General features: G+C 61.2%; 14 protein-coding genes and 2 pseudogenes. 8 read left to right on the forward strand and 8 right to left on the reverse strand.

Annotated features, from left to right (window positions below):
• Positions 1-154 (forward strand): annotated as a pseudogene (locus tag A5699_RS28935) (ISL3 family transposase); the annotation flags it as partial.
• On the opposite strand, the gene A5699_RS03755 reads toward A5699_RS28935, so the two are convergent.
• Positions 110-1,429, reverse strand: a complete 1,320-nt coding sequence (locus A5699_RS03755) for an LVIVD repeat-containing protein (RefSeq protein ID WP_157561070.1) — start codon at positions 1,427-1,429, stop codon at positions 110-112. The pseudogene A5699_RS28935 and the gene A5699_RS03755 overlap by 45 nt on opposite strands.
• Before the next feature lie 228 nt (positions 1,430-1,657).
• Here A5699_RS03755 and A5699_RS03760 point away from each other — a divergent pair, with 228 nt between their 5' ends.
• A complete protein-coding gene (locus tag A5699_RS03760; protein WP_067765800.1) occupies positions 1,658-2,212 on the forward strand; it encodes a TetR/AcrR family transcriptional regulator in 555 nt (184 codons plus the stop codon).
• 192 nt (positions 2,213-2,404) lie between these two features.
• Entirely contained in the window at positions 2,405-3,199 is a 795-nt protein-coding gene (locus A5699_RS03765; protein WP_067765587.1) for an LLM class flavin-dependent oxidoreductase, read from the forward strand.
• Here the strand turns inward: A5699_RS03765 and A5699_RS30215 are convergent.
• From A5699_RS30215 to A5699_RS03780, 3 genes and pseudogenes are all read right to left on the reverse strand, one after another.
• Positions 3,174-3,826, reverse strand: a pseudogene (locus tag A5699_RS30215) (ATP-binding protein). The gene A5699_RS03765 and the pseudogene A5699_RS30215 overlap by 26 nt on opposite strands.
• Positions 3,827-4,104: 278 nt before the next feature.
• A complete protein-coding gene (locus tag A5699_RS03775) occupies positions 4,105-4,704 on the reverse strand; it encodes a TetR/AcrR family transcriptional regulator (protein WP_067765803.1) in 600 nt (199 codons plus the stop codon).
• A gap of 178 nt (positions 4,705-4,882) precedes the next feature.
• Positions 4,883-5,416 (reverse strand): hypothetical protein, encoded by a 534-nt coding sequence (locus A5699_RS03780; RefSeq protein WP_067765806.1) that lies wholly within the window; start codon positions 5,414-5,416, stop codon positions 4,883-4,885.
• 426 nt (positions 5,417-5,842) lie between these two features.
• Here A5699_RS03780 and A5699_RS03785 point away from each other — a divergent pair, with 426 nt between their 5' ends.
• Positions 5,843-6,508: a TetR/AcrR family transcriptional regulator gene (locus A5699_RS03785; protein ID WP_197508181.1), complete on the forward strand. Its 666-nt coding sequence runs from the start codon at positions 5,843-5,845 to the stop codon at positions 6,506-6,508.
• 770 nt (positions 6,509-7,278) lie between these two features.
• Here A5699_RS03785 and A5699_RS03790 read toward each other — a convergent pair.
• Positions 7,279-7,914 carry a TetR family transcriptional regulator gene (locus A5699_RS03790; protein WP_067765812.1) on the reverse strand — a complete coding sequence of 212 codons (636 nt, stop codon included), beginning with the start codon at positions 7,912-7,914 and terminating at the stop codon, positions 7,279-7,281.
• 101 nt (positions 7,915-8,015) lie between these two features.
• Here A5699_RS03790 and A5699_RS03795 point away from each other — a divergent pair, with 101 nt between their 5' ends.
• Complete coding sequence (locus A5699_RS03795) at positions 8,016-9,218, forward strand: aromatic ring-hydroxylating dioxygenase subunit alpha (RefSeq protein ID WP_082957561.1); 1,203 nt, start codon at positions 8,016-8,018, stop codon at positions 9,216-9,218.
• A gap of 49 nt (positions 9,219-9,267) precedes the next feature.
• Positions 9,268-10,413 carry a hypothetical protein gene (locus A5699_RS03800; protein ID WP_067765596.1) on the forward strand — a complete coding sequence of 382 codons (1,146 nt, stop codon included), beginning with the start codon at positions 9,268-9,270 and terminating at the stop codon, positions 10,411-10,413.
• 153 nt (positions 10,414-10,566) lie between these two features.
• On the opposite strand, the gene A5699_RS03805 is transcribed toward A5699_RS03800, so the two are convergent.
• Complete coding sequence (locus A5699_RS03805; protein WP_067765599.1) at positions 10,567-10,764, reverse strand: ferredoxin; 198 nt, start codon at positions 10,762-10,764, stop codon at positions 10,567-10,569.
• Positions 10,764-12,005, reverse strand: a complete 1,242-nt coding sequence (locus A5699_RS03810; RefSeq protein ID WP_067765602.1) for a cytochrome P450 — start codon at positions 12,003-12,005, stop codon at positions 10,764-10,766. The genes A5699_RS03805 and A5699_RS03810 overlap by 1 nt, the downstream gene beginning before the upstream one ends.
• Positions 12,006-12,769: 764 nt before the next feature.
• Here A5699_RS03810 and A5699_RS03815 point away from each other — a divergent pair.
• On the forward strand, positions 12,770-13,819 hold the full coding sequence (locus A5699_RS03815) for an HNH endonuclease (RefSeq protein WP_082957562.1): 1,050 nt from the start codon (positions 12,770-12,772) through the stop codon (positions 13,817-13,819).
• Positions 13,820-14,091: 272 nt separating this feature from the next.
• Here A5699_RS03815 and A5699_RS03820 read toward each other — a convergent pair whose 3' ends face one another.
• Entirely contained in the window at positions 14,092-14,838 is a 747-nt protein-coding gene (locus A5699_RS03820) for a DUF5131 family protein (protein WP_067765607.1), read from the reverse strand.
• A 120-nt stretch (positions 14,839-14,958) separates the two neighbouring features.
• Between A5699_RS03820 and A5699_RS03825 the strand changes: the two genes are divergently transcribed.
• Positions 14,959-15,213: a helix-turn-helix domain-containing protein gene (locus A5699_RS03825; RefSeq protein ID WP_231965560.1), complete on the forward strand. Its 255-nt coding sequence runs from the start codon at positions 14,959-14,961 to the stop codon at positions 15,211-15,213.
• Positions 15,214-15,256: the final 43 nt, after the last annotated feature.

Below are 15,256 nucleotides of genomic sequence, written 5' to 3' on the forward strand. Positions count from 1 at the left end.
CGAATCGACCAACACCAAAATCCGTCTCCTGACCCGGATCGCATTCGGATTCCGATCCCCCGAAGCACTCATCGCCCTGGCCATGCTCGCCCTCGGCGGCCACCGCCCCTCACTGCCAGGACGGCCCGTCAAACACCCACGGAAACGTCAGTAGAGCCTCATTTTTGCCGGTCTGGGCCGGCGGGTTGTAGTACGCGATTTCGCGTACGTTGTCGGGGTCGCGGACGTCGAAGACCCGGATCCCAGACTGCGCCCACCCGCACGCCAATGCTTGGGGGTCTTGGCGGCGGTCGACACTGCAGTAATGAGACTCGTAGCCGAACGCACCGCTACTGGATGCGCTGGCAGCCCAATTATCCAGGTGTTCAGGAAGATTGATAGCCAGTTTGATAGTGCTGCGCAGCCGTAGGTCGGCAAGGTCAGCAGCCTCGAACAGTTTGACCCCACCAGATCCGAACTCATCGACGTTGAACACGTGCGGTACGCCAGCGTAGGTGACGTAGATGCTGTGCTGGCTGATCAAGCCGTCACGCCAGTGCTTGTAGCCGCGACTGGGCAGCAACTGATGCATCGTGATTCCCGGTGCGGCACGATGTTGGACCGCCGAAGTGTCCAAGATGTTCAGCCCCTGGGCTGTGGACATGAACATGGTCTCACCGTCGGGGGTGAAGTCCATTCCATGACTGGCGAAACCCGCTGGCGCACTCCAGATGACCGCCGGATCGGCAGGATCGGAGACGTCGAGCGCGCTGGCCCAGATCTGCCCGGACGCCCAGTAGGTGTTGCCGTCGGGAGAGAACGCGCCCTCGTGGGTGAGCATCGGAATGCGAACGCCGGGCAGAGATCCTCGGCCCTCGTTGAGCAGGCGGGGATGCGCGCAGTCGGTGGCGATGTCATAGATCGAGATGTAGCCCAGCCCGAACACGAACGGCACTCCGGTACCCGCCAGCAGGCCACGTGTCGGATTGACTTTCAATGATTCCCACGTGCCGTTTACCATTGCCGGCTCACTGAGCATCGCGGTCGGGCGTGGATGTGCCGGATCGGACACGTCAAGGACCTGAACCCCGTCGGTGTGCGGGAATGTCGATCCGATATACACGCAGTTCTTGTAGGAGGCGCTGGTCCAACCGGCGCCCGGTCCCTGATATTGGCCGACGAGGTCGATGTTGCAGTTGTATCCAAGCATGCTGCGCCGTGAATCGCGATCACCGATCGGTACTTCACCCTGCAGTCCGGTCTCCACTCGGTCCTCAGGCCGGCAGGAAGCCGCCTCGACCGCGGTCGGCCAGATGTCACGAGTGACGTCGAAGTCCGGCGGTAGCGACGCACCGGCCGGTGCAGCACTGATACACGCCATGGTCAGTGCCATCGCAACGACCATCACCGACCGCCACGACGACAACGGTGAACTCGCCAATGTGCTCACAGTGGCGGCCGTGCACCGCCTTGTCCTCCCCACATCCCGGACCGTAGCATTTCTCTACCGTCATAGAGAATATTTCTTTTCCGATTCACAGAATGGCCCTACAGGGCCGGTTTGGGCGCCACGGTGGTCGAGATGTCAAGCCGCGCTGGTTACGATGCGCGCATCGCCGAGCGGAGAAAATACAACGCTGCCGAGCGTCGCCAAGACCTTGCCGACGCTGGGATCGAACTGCTGGGTGTCGACGGCTCACGCGGGCTGACCCATGGTCGTGTTGATCGGCATGCTGGCGTGCCAGAGGGCACCACGTCGTTCTATTTCCGCAGCCGCCAAGCGCTTCTACACGGTATTGCCTTGCGGCTCAACGAACTGGACGTGGCCGAACTGTCCAAGATGGAAGAACTGACCCACGGCGGGGTTGGCGACTATGCAGGGACGATGGGCCTAGCCCGATTGGTGATGCTTTCGGGCACCGAGCCCTACCTCACCCGCAGCCGGGCACGATTCGAGCTTCTGCTGTGCGCACACCATGACCCAGAGCTCAACACGTTGATGGCGGCCTACGGTGCACAGTTCTACGTGCTGGCCCGCGACGTCATCGCACACTGGCACGACACATCAGAAGTTTCCGACGCTGCGGTCGAGGAACCAGCGATGGTGGTGTTGACGTTCATCAGCGGCGTGATGACCAGCTTCATTAACGGGTTCCCGGTGGTCACCGACGCCGGGCATCTCGACCGACTGATTCGTCAGATTCTTGCCGGCTCCGGCATCGACACCACCTGAGCCGGAGATGGGTGCCGTGCCAGCCCTCCACACGCCGCTGTCACTGTGGAGTCCTGATCTTCGACAATGGTGCTGGGGCCGGTGGTGGTTTGGCGGAGGTGCGTTTCGTCAAGTCGCTTGGCCCCGTCTGTCGTCACCAATTCTGGCTGCGCACTGTTCTGAGTTCCGGTCATCCACAGTTACGGTGGATCGGTGCGTCACGCGATTTATATCCCACTGTTCGGTGCGCTATCTGATCCGCGTGCCATCACGGAGATCGCGGCAGCTGCCGAGCAGTGCGGCTGGGACGGTCTGTTCGTGTGGGATCACGTCCTGAGCCCGGTCAAGGGGCAATGGGAGATTGCGGATCCTTGGGTGGTGCTAGCCGCAGCAGCGACGGTGACCGATCGAATTCGATTGGGGCCCATGGTGACTCCGTTACCGCGGCGGCGTGTACTTAAGCTCGCCCGCGAGACGGTGACCTTGGACCGGCTTAGCCACGGGCGCTTGATTGTGGGCTTGGGTACCGGTGGCGATATCGCGCGGGAGTATTTGGCCTTTGGTGAGGATGCTGATCCGCGACGGCTTGGCGATGCGCTCGACGAGGGTACCGCGGTGCTGACGGCACTGTGGGCAGGCGACACGGTGACCCGCCGTGGGCCGATGGTCATCGAGAGTGTGGAAGCGATTCCAGGACCGGTTCAGCAGCCGCGCATCCCGTTGTGGTTCGGTACCGCGCGCACCACAGGTAAGCCGATCGATCGCGCTGCCCGATACGACGGAGTGTTTCCGCTCGGAGCTGACGCGGTCGCCGTCCGGCGCGTCGCCGACGCCATTGAGCACGCGCGTGGCGGCCAGGAGGGATTCGACATCGCCGTCGCAGTTCGTCCAGGTGACGACCTCGACAGGTTCGCCTCCGCGGGTGCGACCTGGGCGATGCACGCTTTTTGGCCCGGGCACCGGCCAAATCAGGTGCTACGGGTCATCGACCGCGGGGCTCCGGTCTGACAAGAGCTGCAAGGCTATCCCGTCCCTTTTCGACGGGATAGCCTTTGGATGTGCGTAGTCGGTAGGACTGGGTGCCGGTTTCGAGGATGTGGGCGTTGAAGGCGATGCGGTCGACGATCGCGGCGACCAGACGAGGGTCGGGGAAGACGGATCCCCATTCACTGAACGGCAAACTGCTGACCAGCCCGATACTTGCTTTTCCTCCCGCTCGGCGATGACCTGAAACAGCAGCTTCGCTCCGCGTGGGTCAATCTGGACATAACCGAGCTCATCCAGCAGAAGAAGATCCAGCCTTGCTTAGCGGGCCACCACACGCGAGAGGACACGCTCGTCGGCGGCTTCGACGAGTTCATTGACCAACTGCGCGCGGGTGACGTAACGGACCTTACGGCCCTCCTCACACGCAGCAAGCCCCAGCCCGATGAGTAGGTGAGTTTTCCCGGTTCCGATGTCTCCCAACAAAACGACCGGCTCACCAGCGAGGTAGCTTCCGGAGGCCAGGGTAGCCAGCTGCGCGGGCTCGATAGATTTCACCGCGTCGACGTTGAACTCCGAGAGCCCCTTTGAGGCAGAGAAACGTGGCGTCAGCGCTACGACGCGGCGCCCGGCGACGCTCGGCACAGTCATCGACTTCAGCGGCCAACAACTCGGTCTGCGGAACCGCGACCTCGATTCTGTTCAAGCCCCACTTGATTCGCCGTTTGGCGACATACCGCGACACGGTCACCTCCAAGCACGTGGCCCCGTGTTCGCTGACCAGCCGCTGCCAGACCCGCCGCGCGGTGTGACGCTGCTTGCGTGGAGCCTGTTGATCAGCGATCAACCACCCATCGACGACTGCGGCGCGCTGGTCGATCGCCGGGCGAGGGCGCGGCCGATACGGTTTGCGCGGCGGGCACGGCCAACTATTTCACGGCAGGGCCCAGGATCAGTTCGACTGCTTCAGCGAGGCGAGCGGTCGTAGTGTCAAGATCCTCAAACCTCGCAGCGATGAGCGCGCCGAAGAGGGTGAGCATCAGTGTGTTGCTGGCGCCGTGAGTCCACCCTGGACCCAACGCTGAGCGGATACGGTGAGACACCTCGTGGGCGATCAAGGCCCGGTAGGGGCTGACCGCAGGTTCGTTGACGACGAGTGCTGCCGCACAGGCGATCGCCAGCTCAGGTTTGTCGGCAACCGCCATCGCCATTTCGTTCATCGTCGCCACAACACGTTGCTTGGTCGTGTCACTCATATCGGTGTGGGGTGGGACTTGTTGCAACAAGTCCAGATAGATGGCGGCAACCAGAGCACTTTTCGACGAGAAGTATTTGTAGGCGTTGGCCGGGGAGATTCCAGCCCGCGTCGCCACAGCCCGGATGGTCAGTTCCGAACGTGGAGATTCTTGAAGTTCCTCGAGTCCAGCGGCCAGCAATCGAGCTTCGGTGGCCCTCCGTCTCGCCTTCTGGCTGCGGGCCGGCTGAACCGTGGCTGAATCGTCGACCACGGGCGAGGAGCGTTTGGGCATCCGTCCACGATAGGAGATCCAGTCAGCCGTGTGGCGACGATAGATGTTCAAGCCGTGGTGGTCGGGTCGATGGTCGCGCTCTGTTAGGCAAGAGATTGCAAGTGCATTCGACATGCAGATCTTGGAATCGGGAGTGGCAATCCACGGCGACGAGGTGCTTGTCCTGGCGCCTCGTCGCCTAGGAACAGTGGCGAAGCCCTCCCGGTTCGCACTGCAGGGGTTGCGAATCGATTTCGACAGGGGCCGGACCGACATAAGTGAGGGTGAATGGTTGTTTGGTCATCCCGGGCTGCAGTCCGCAGCGAGCCGTCCAGGTCGTGGTGCGCATCCCAGTCAAGGAGTGCGCATCGAAGGTCACGGTGTCGGTAGCAGACGTGAGCGTGCCGTCAGGGCACACCTTGCCTTCCATCCGGGACGTTGTGTAGGACCATTGACCGCCTGCCAGCCGCGCAGAGCCGGCCGGCACGGCGACGGTACCCCCAGCGATGCTCTTGGCGCTCAGCGCCGCGTCCTGGCTGATCAAGATGTTGATCCGGCACCCCTCGGGAAGAAGCAGGGGCTCGCGCAAATCGCCGACGATCGGCACGCAGGCCGGCATTGCGGTCAACTGTGCTGGGGGAGCACCGACTTCGGCATAGGTATAGACACCCTGCAGTAAAGCATCGCCTCCCGCTTCGGGCGCCCCTAATACAGCCAGGCAGGTCAGCGGCATCGCGACTGCCCAGGGACGCCACGACTGCCGGGCAGTCGTGGCCAACGATGCGAAGAAGATCCCACCAGTACTCATGACAATTGCCGTCCCATCTCCGTAGTGATGCGGCCCCGGACGAACTGACCCGCACGCCCGCACGCGTCATGACACCCCAGTGGGCAAACACTCCCTGAAAGTGGACGTGTGTCCACTATAGGCATCAAGTGCAGGAACAGCAAAGGGTCCTCATGGCTGCGCGGCGTGGAGACCGGGACCGCGGTTTTATCCTGAACAGTACTGGTATATAGGCGAAATGCATGGACTCGACCGGCGGTCGCTCACCACTGCACACTTTCGCGGACGCATCGTCGCGACGCAACTTGATGGACAATTGTCTACCAAATGTGGCTTACTGGTATTCGAACACTTCTAGGGGAGGAACGCGCGATGCCGCTCGATCCAGATGAGGTGAGTGCCGCGGTCTTCGAGGCCGTCGACATATATGCGGGCACGCCGGCCGAAGGCTTTCTCACACCCCGCCAGCAGAGTCGCCGTCGACGCATTCTGCATGCCGCCGTCAACGCAGCATCCACTGGCGGATATGCGCTGGTGCACATGCGCGAGATCGCTGACAATGCCGAAGTGTCGATGGCGACGATCTACCACTATTTCCCTTCCAAGATTCACCTGTTGGTCAGCGCACTCACCGAGGAGCTCGCCGCATTCGACAAGCATCTGCATGACGGCCTGGACCGCGTCCCGGGGGCGTTCGATCGACTACGCCTCGCCGTGGTCAGTCTCATCAACGCGATGCAGCGCTCTGATCGCATCACCGAGGCGCTGACGCATGCGTACGCGGCGTCCTGTGTCGGGGCGACGCCGGATGCCCAGAGGGTTCACGATCAGACCACCAGAATGTTTGCAGGGCTCATGCACGGTGGTGAGCCTGCGGATGAAAATCACCATGAGGTTTCCGAGATCCTCGCCGACGTATGGACATCGGAGATTCTGGCGCTGGTCCAAGAGCGGACGACCTTCGCGGATCTGCGGCGTCAGATGCTGATGACTATCGACCTTCTGGAGCGGGGATTCTGCAGCCCGGTCTTGACATGACATGATGAGTCCAGTTCGCGCCGCCGCTCCTCGCGTACGCAGGGGCAGGATCGAAAGCAGCCGACAGGAAGAGCAGCCAACGCTCATGGTCGACATGGCACTGTTGGGGGCCTGCTTTAGAATCACCGTCACCGACGTGACAGTGGATGCCTGTAGGTGCGGCGTTGAATCCTTCGTCGGGTTCGCGATGGATCGAACGGGTCACCGTACCTGCGGGCTACCGCTTCGCGCGGTCTGGGGGATTGGAATCGCCAGCAGTCCAGTGTCGGCCAGAATCGTGGGTGCGATTCCATTACTGCATGGGTTGCGCCTCGTTGGGCGACAAAGTAATACGGCGAACTAGAGCGGGTCGATAGCTGCACCGAGTAGAACATGTTCTAGGTTGTTGTCATGGCCATCGGAGTGCGGGCCGCCTAGTTTCCTGCGCCGACATCGACCCGGCGCTGACACTGCCTGAACTGGACTCTGCTGACTATGCCTGCCAGCAGGGTGAATTCATCACCGCACAGGTTCTTCGTCGCTTGGGGCGCAATGTCGGCCGGATTCGCAATGTAGCCGAATTACTCTAAGCTGCAGGGGTTTACGTTGCTATTGAGGACTTCTGCGACCCGGAGGTCGACGCCGTTACGTTGATACCGCCGCAGGTGCATTCACCTCGTCTCTCGGCGCACGCAGGCTTTCAATCCTACCTGCGGTGATTCTGAGATCAAGCAGGGGAGATGCCCGGGGATCGGCCCCGACAGGGTCGCGACCGCGGCGAATCTTGCTCATTACGGTGGCGTCCGAGGCCGGGTGTTAGCAGAACATTCTGCAGCATGCGTCCGTACCGAGGGCGCGACCCAGTCCACCAGGAACCTACGCAGGTCCGGTCCTGTGCGCGGCGGGCACCCGGGATCAATGATCAGCGACTGCAGGGTCCGCAACATGATTTCCACGAGTTCGTCGAGTTTGCCATCGAAAAATCCGTGCGAAGGCCAATCGACATCGAACCGCTGCACAATCGAACGGCCCAACGTGATCGCCGCCGTGGAGGTCACGCCGGCGGTGAAGGCGCTGGCCTTGCCCGGCTGGAACACCAGGCTGAGGTACTTGTCGTGAGCGAGTTGCTCAAAGGTGTAGGCAATGCCCTCCACGACGGCATCAGTGGGATCACTGATCGACCCCAGATGCGCCGAAAGCCTGTCGAGAAAGCCGCTGAGCGAGGACAGCGCCGCCGCACCTAGCAGTGCTTCCAGGGTTGGGAAGTACCGGTACACCGTCTGTCGTGTCACGCCCAACGTCTGCGCCACTTGCGAGACCGTGACGTTCCCGCGCGCTGCGATAGCACTCGCGGCGGCCTCAACGATACGCGCGATGGCTTCCTCGTCGTCGGCGGGAATATCGCCAGACCAGCCGTGCCGTCGCATCCGGTGATCGTTGCACAGACCGCTCCCAGATCTTGACAGGACAAACATGGGGCATTGTATGGTCAATGGTGTCGGGGGAACGCAGAGACAAGGAGCGCGAAATGACTGAGGTAGTGGCCGGACCTGTCGACACAGATCCCGACACGGCGGGGGTGACTCCGCTAGGGCCGGAACTGACCCGTCGTGCCCTGCGTCTCGCGCTTGACAAGACCACAGACATGGCGCCGAGCACGCTGCGCGTTCCGCTGAACTACTACGGAGATGACAAACTCGCCGATCTCGAGCATTCGATGATCCTGCGAAGCACCCCGATACCGGTTATGGCGTCGGCCCAAATCGGGCAACCGAACGATTACGTGGTGCGTGAGGTCCTCGATGACTCGTTGCTGATTACCCGGGATCGTGACGGGAAGGCACACGTCCTATTGAACTACTGTCGGCACCGCGGTGCCATGCCGGCTTGTGGATCCGGCAGCGCACGCCGGTTCACGTGCCCATATCACGCGTGGGTCTATGACAACACGGGCAAACTTCGAGGACTGCCCGGCAAGGCTGGGTTCGATGACATGGACCGCGATCAATATGGATTGGTGGAGTTACCCAGCGAGGAACGACACGGGTTCATCTGGACCGTCCTGACTGCGGGTGCCGAATTGGATCTTGACGCCCACTTAGGAGATTTTGGGGAGGAGCTCGCGCGTTGGAACTATCAGGACTACCAGTTTCACGACGAGCGTTCACTGGAGTCGTCGGTGAGCTGGAAAGGCGCGCTCGAAGCCTTCGCCGAGGGTTATCACTTCCCATTTGTCCATGGCAAGAGCGTGATCGGAATGAACACGCTTGCCAATACCCACGTCTACGACGAATTCGGCGAACACCACCGAATCGGATTCCCGTTCAACTGGATCACCGAACTGGAGGGCACTGAGCCCGATGAGAAATGGGACCCTTGCCAGCAGATGGGTGTGATCTATTGGGTCTTTCCCAATCTCATTCTTGCCAACAGCCCGGTGGGCGTTGAGGTCATCGACATCCTGCCGGCCAAGTCGGCAACCGAGTGCACGGTGCGCCACAGTTGGATGGCACGATATCCGGCAACAACGCCGGAGCAAACCGAGCTGTACGCCGGAATCTTCGCCCAGGTGCACGCCGCGGTGCGCGACGAAGATTTCTCAATGTTGCCCCAGTGCGGCGAAGGTGTTCGACGTGGCCAACACGATCACATGCTTATCGGGCGCAATGAAATCGGCGTCCAGCACATGATCCGGGTCTTGGCCAGCAGGCTGGGAGTGGCTCTGGGGTGAACCCCCAACGACCACTGTGCTGTTTGCGTGTCGTCAGTTGCGGTCAGCTATGACGGGATTCGACTGGAAGGGTCTGGAAGACTTCCTCACCGCTCAAGTGATCGACGCGGTGGCCGCTGTCGCCGCCAAGCGACCCGAGGATCGGTTGTACGCGGCGGCGGTCACCGACATCTACACCGAGAAGATGCTGGTGCTATGGCCGTCGGTCGCGGTGGCCACCGAAGAAACACTGGTGTCAGACGCCGCCCGGTGGAGCCCGTCGCAGTGGCCATGGCAGATCGACGCCACTAACGAAGGCGACGAATGGGCCGGTCGCGTGACCGCCTATGCAGGTTCGGGGGGAATTGGATTCGACCATGTGACGGCCCGCTTTCTCGACGCCGTCGCCCGCTCTTGCTTGCGGGCGACCGAGGAAGTTATCGCGGGTGACTTTGCCGGTCCAACATGCGACGGCTTTGTCGTGCTCGCCGACAACGGCGACGACTCCGTCATCGAACAGTCACTGACGCCGACGCAACTGCGGCGATACTTCCCGTCCTTGCTCAAACGCAGAACCGAGATCGCTCGGCTGCGGAGCCTACCGATCGACGACAGAATCAAAGATCTGCTCGCCACGGTGTGCAGCGCGCCCGTCGGCGGTGGCCCTTACGCCCTGGCCGACGAGCTGTTGATCGAGATCGGGCCGGCCTCAGCCGATGCGCTATGCGGACACCTGCACCGCGCTGCTACGCAGCCACTGACCTCAGCCGATAGTGTGCGGTGTGCTCGGATCCTGCAGACCATCGCCGAGATCGGCGTCGCGACGCCAACAGTCACGCAAACGCTCACCACGGTCGTGTCCGATCCGGGCGTGCCGGTCGTGCTGCGCAGCGAGGCGGCCGCAACACTGGCATGGCTGGGCCAGCTCACCGAGATCGTCGCACATCTCCAGTATCTGCCCACTCAGCTGGCACTCGACGTGATCTCACGGCCCTACATTGGCGATCGCAAGAACGGTCCACTCGACTACGGTCCGCTGGAATCGGTGCTCGACGCCTATCCGGAATACGACGACGCGCTATTTGCCCGGCTCTCCCCGAACGTTATGTTCGAGATCAATGCCGCAGACCTGCAGCCCGCCACCGCGGCGTTGTCATCGCGATGGCGCGTCGTACGCCGGCACGCCGCAATCGTCATCCTCTCGACCCACCTGTAAATCCCGACGGCGAGGAATTGGTTAGGTTTTCAGCAGCTAGAATTGGATTTTCCTGCGTGGATCTGCCGGGGATGCTCGGCGCAGTCAAGGCCGATCGGCTCTATCACCACAATGGCCGAACTGGCCAAATGGAACCTGCAGGTGTGGGTGGCCTCAGTCTTCGATTATCGAGAGCGCTCGTTCAGGGCAGGCGTCAGCGCCTTCGACCGCAATGGTGTGGAGGCTGGAGTCGATATGGGCCGGTGGAGATTTGCAGTAGCCGTTCTCGTCGAGGTCATAGATCTCAGGTGCGCTCGCGTGGCACAGTGCGTGCCCGGCGCAGTGATGGGAGTCGAACAGGATGCGCGGCATCAGACTCGGACCTCGCTGTCGGTCAGTTTGAGGGGACCGGGGGTGAATCGGACGGGCAGGCTGCGTGCGGCGTACACACTGCCGGCGTTGTCGAACCGGACGATGTCTCCGGCCAGTTCGAAGTCGGGAAGACGTTCCAGAATTTCAGACATCATCTCCTGGAACATCATCCGCGCGATATGCGAACCCATGCAGCGGTGGATCCCTACGCCGAAGGCCATGTGTCGTCTGCTGTTGGGCCGTGAGAAGTTAACGCTGTCAGGGTTTTCGAAGACCTGCGGATCGCGGTTGGCTGATGCCCACATGAGCAAGGCCCGCTCGCCGGCTTTGAGGGGCTGGCCGTGAAACTCCATGTCGCGGGTAATGCCTCGTCCCAGGCCGAGTGTCGGGGTGGAATGCCGCAGGAATTCCTCGGTGGCAACGATGAGCAGAGCGGGATCGTCGAGAAGTTGGCGACGCAGTTCGGGCCGTTCCAGCAGACATATGAGGCTGTTGCCGGTCAAGCCGCTCGTGGTGTCCATACCGCCGAGCATCATCATGAATGTGTACATCGTGATCTGCGTGTCATCGATGGGCTCGCCGTTGAGCTGGCCGGTCAGAATCGACCCGAACAAGTCGTCACCGGGTGCGCCCGCAGCGCGGCGTTGTTGCATGTGCAGGTTGATCTCGGCCATCAGCTCCATGCCAGCCTGCGCGGCGGCGGTGTCATCGCTAGCTAGGTTGTGGACGAAGGTATGCACCCAGGTCACCCACTGCAAGTACCTCGACTCGTCGAAGCCCAGCATGTGCAGGATCAGCTTGGCGGGCAACGGGTTGGTGAGTTCGGCGACGATGTCGCACTGGCCGAGCTCGATGAACGCGTTGACCATCTCGGTCGCCATCTGCCGCGCATGTGGCCGGAGCCGTTCAGCCGCGCCGGGAGAGAAATGCCGAAGAGCGATGTTTCGGAATTGGGCAGTGCGTGGGGGATCGGATTCGATCGGGGGGATCGGTAGCGCAGGTGCGGGCGGCACCCCGATCGACGGGAACGAGCTGAACGCGTCATCGTCGCGGGCGGCGTCGAACACCGACTGATAGTCCAGAAGCGACCAGAACCCGCCGTAGAGGTCCGACCATTGCAGCGGGCAGGCCTGCCGCATTCGATCGAGCATGGCGTACGGGGCCTGCTGAAACCGGGCCGAGTGGTGATCGAAGTCTCGGAATTGGTGGGGGCAGCCGGGGGCGGTGTGCTGGGTCGTCACGGGTAGCTCCTCGATTGGTGACACGTCGACAGTGATACGACTCGAACCTCGATCACGAGCTCAGGCGCGCCGACGCCGACTATGCAGCCGGCAACACCATCGCCGGTGAGGATCTGCGCAAACGCTACCGGCTCCGGTGATCCCCATATAGCCACATTCGGTCCGGAATCCAATGGCCAAGAAGACAATTCGACATCCAGCCACACCGGGAAGTTACGTCACTGTGACGATTATGGAAATCGTTCCACCCCAGCCGCAGAGGCCATTTCCGGCCCTCTCGGATAGACGGTGGTGGCGCTGCACCCGCGTGGTGGTTCAGCTACCCACATTCTCAAGCCGCCAATGTCCACGCCCCATCAAGGCGCTCAGCCGGCTTCCCGGGCACCTCTAAATTGAGAAAGCTTGACCAGTGGGCATCGGTAGAGTGAGAAAGTCATCGATAAATTGAGAAATGACAAGAGATCAACTGCAAAACGACAGAGATCGACTGTACCGCCGACTAGTCGCAGTCGGTACAGCTCACCAATGTACCGATAAGCTACATTATGTCAGTTTAAAGCCTTCGTTTTCATCTGTGTCCCAGCGGTTTCTGTTTGTCTGTCCGGTCTTACCCGAACTGGCCGAAATCTCATTAGACCTGGCACGCTACGGAATTCGCTCCACGTCTCATTCAAACTGGCATCGCCCGCCAACATCGAACATCCAGCGGTTCCCCCACGCGGCACTACGTCCGTGTCAGACCGTTCATAGATACTGACCAGCAGATGACGGCGGAGACGCGAAGGGTTGTCGATATGGACATTCTTGATAGACCCAACCCGACTCACGTATGGCGCTGCGACCATCCGCGTACGCGACTGGTGGTCCTTCACCTCTGGGACGGAAGGTGCGGGCATTGCGGCACATCGTTGTTGACCTCCGAGGAGGTGCCCGGCCTCACTGAAGAGCCGTACGAGGTTGACCACGCTGTACCCTCGTCGATCGGCGGCGCCGACGACGTCACCAACTACATCGCTGCATGCTGGTCGTGCAACAACAACCGACGCGCAAAGCCCATCACGGACCCACGCGTCCTGGCCAACCTCGACCGGGTGCGCGAGTTCGTCGCCCACGACGATTTCGATGTGTTCGTCCACCGCGTGTGCCAAGTCGACACCGCCATCCGCGACCACGCCTACTTCTCGATGGTCCTTTGCTTCGAGCATGGCTGGCACATCAACGATTCTCCATTTCAGCGGCATTGTTTCGCCGGGTGCCAACAACGATTCCCGGGCAAGCTGAACCCTGAATGGTGGAGCCGGTTTGGACTGTTGTCACATCACGTCCGGCTCATCGTGGGCGAAAACCTACATATCCGTGGAATTCTGCGCGGCAACGACTGGTGGATTGAGTCACGAGGCTGGGATACGACGCTGCCCCGCTACTGCCGCTCCCCCTTCGACATCAGCCAGGTGCTCCCTACGGTTGACAAGATCGGTGCACGACCGACCACGAACCCCGCGCCCGAATATCTGTTCGGCGCTAGCCATCAGCTCAGTCTGACTAACCAACGCAGGGCGTTGCGCCAGTCGGAACGGCTGAGTGTGGCCAACATGTTGGCGACCGCCGACTTCGTCGAGAATGGTATTACTTCGCCGGCGCTTCTGCGCTTGTGGACGAGTAAGCACTGGCCCACTTATCTGCTGTTCTCGTATCCCAACGCGGTCAGGAGAATTCAGACACGAGGCCAGCTTCTCGCACACCTGAGGGCTTTGCGTCGTGTAAGGACTCGTTTCGAGGCCGAGGCTTACCTTCGAGAACTCGAAGACACCTGACTGTACGCCGCCAATCTGGCGCCAGCACGACCGACGTACGACACGCCAGATTTGCCTCGAAGCGTCACGTTTCAGCCGCCATACAAACTGCCAATAGAGCCGTGGCCCTCAGTGTCCTAGCCGTGCATAAACCGTTGCGCGGCAGGGCGATCCAGTCCGACAGCGGCCAGTACACACTGTACTCATCGGCCACACACCCAGATCTCCCCGCGACACAGTTCGCCCCGACATGCTCGACCGAGCTGAAGGTCGGGACTGGCTGTCACTTCGGTTCAAATCGCTCGGGCGAATGGCATCTCGTCCCATGTTTCGCCATCGAGGATGCGACCGAGGGTTTTTGGAGTTCGGCCACCCCATTGCTTGAAAAAGAACGGCACATCTGCGGATTGGCAGGCATCACGAATGCCCCGGGCCCAGTTGATGTCCATCGGTCGGTAACCAGGTCCAGATTCCCCGCCGGCGATCACCCAGCCGATTCGATCCAGATTGATGCCGTCAAGCGGGCCTAGCAGCGGTTCACAGGACAGAAAACGGACTGCGGCCGGAACCTCGCGCAGATCGTCTACACGTCCGAGTGCAGCAGCATTCTCGACTGAGACACCCATCCACAGGTTTTTTGGCCAATCGAGTTGGGCTGCAATTCGTTTCAATCGTCGCGAGCGTTTTGTCAGGACTTGGTAGGTGTGTTGCGGCGTCTGAGCGATCACATCGAAAACTTCGCGGACGAATGCTATCGGCACTCGCGCATGGAACAAGTCGGCCATCGAGTTAACGAACACCACCCTCGGCGTTCGCCACCGGTACGGTTCCGGCAAGGACTGGGGATGCAACGTGACGCCGAAACCTGGGCCGGATGTGCGTTGATCGCCGTCATTCTGATATTTCGTGACGCCCATTGCTTTGAGTCGCTTGGCCAGGGTGGCGGCGTAACAGTGATCGCAACCAGCCGAGACCCGGTCGCACCCAGTCACCGGGTTCCAGGTTACCTCGGTCCATTCGATCCGTGATCGAGTTGCCACCAGTCCACCACCCCGCCTCGCGATAAGTGCTCAACCGTACACGCCGCCGCAGTGTTAAAAGTTTAGCGCTATTAGAATAGCATATATGCTGGTGCCGTGGCTGGCCGCACACCAAGTAGCATGCGCGTGTCCCTGGATCGTGCCGCGATGCTTGCGCAGTTCTTGCGGGCTAGACGGGAAGCGCAAGGATGGAGCAGGGATCGTCTCGGTCGTGAAACCGGGCTGTCGGTGAACACTATCCGCGCAATCGAATCCGGAGGATTGAAGGTTCGGGGAACCACCGAACCCGGGTTCTTCACCATCGTGGCGATTGCCGGCGCACTCAGGATTGACGTGGCGGAGCTTCTGATCGCGATTGGAAAGCCTGACCGCTAACTCAAACAACGCGGAGAGAATCCTCGCCACGTTGACCGCGCAG

The organism is Mycobacterium sp. E802 (assembly GCF_001666875.1).
Classification (GTDB): Bacteria; Actinomycetota; Actinomycetes; order Mycobacteriales; family Mycobacteriaceae; genus Mycobacterium.

Bases quoted from the DNA above. Each gene is read 5' to 3' on its own strand.
- A5699_RS03815 (WP_082957562.1), top strand. From the start codon at position 12,770: ATGACGGCGGAGACGCGAAGGGTTGTCGATATGGACATTCTTGATAGA.
- A5699_RS03785 (WP_197508181.1), top strand. From the start codon at position 5,843: ATGCCGCTCGATCCAGATGAGGTGAGTGCCGCGGTCTTCGAGGCCGTC.
- A5699_RS03790 (WP_067765812.1), bottom strand. From the start codon at position 7,914: ATGCGACGGCACGGCTGGTCTGGCGATATTCCCGCCGACGACGAGGAA.
- A5699_RS03825 (WP_231965560.1), top strand. From the start codon at position 14,959: ATGCGCGTGTCCCTGGATCGTGCCGCGATGCTTGCGCAGTTCTTGCGG.
- A5699_RS03805 (WP_067765599.1), bottom strand. From the start codon at position 10,764: ATGCCGCGCATCCTGTTCGACTCCCATCACTGCGCCGGGCACGCACTG.
- A5699_RS03795 (WP_082957561.1), top strand. From the start codon at position 8,016: ATGACTGAGGTAGTGGCCGGACCTGTCGACACAGATCCCGACACGGCG.
- A5699_RS03780 (WP_067765806.1), bottom strand. From the start codon at position 5,416: ATGCCGCTGACCTGCCTGGCTGTATTAGGGGCGCCCGAAGCGGGAGGC.
- A5699_RS03775 (WP_067765803.1), bottom strand. From the start codon at position 4,704: ATGCCCAAACGCTCCTCGCCCGTGGTCGACGATTCAGCCACGGTTCAG.
- A5699_RS03800 (WP_067765596.1), top strand. From the start codon at position 9,268: ATGACGGGATTCGACTGGAAGGGTCTGGAAGACTTCCTCACCGCTCAA.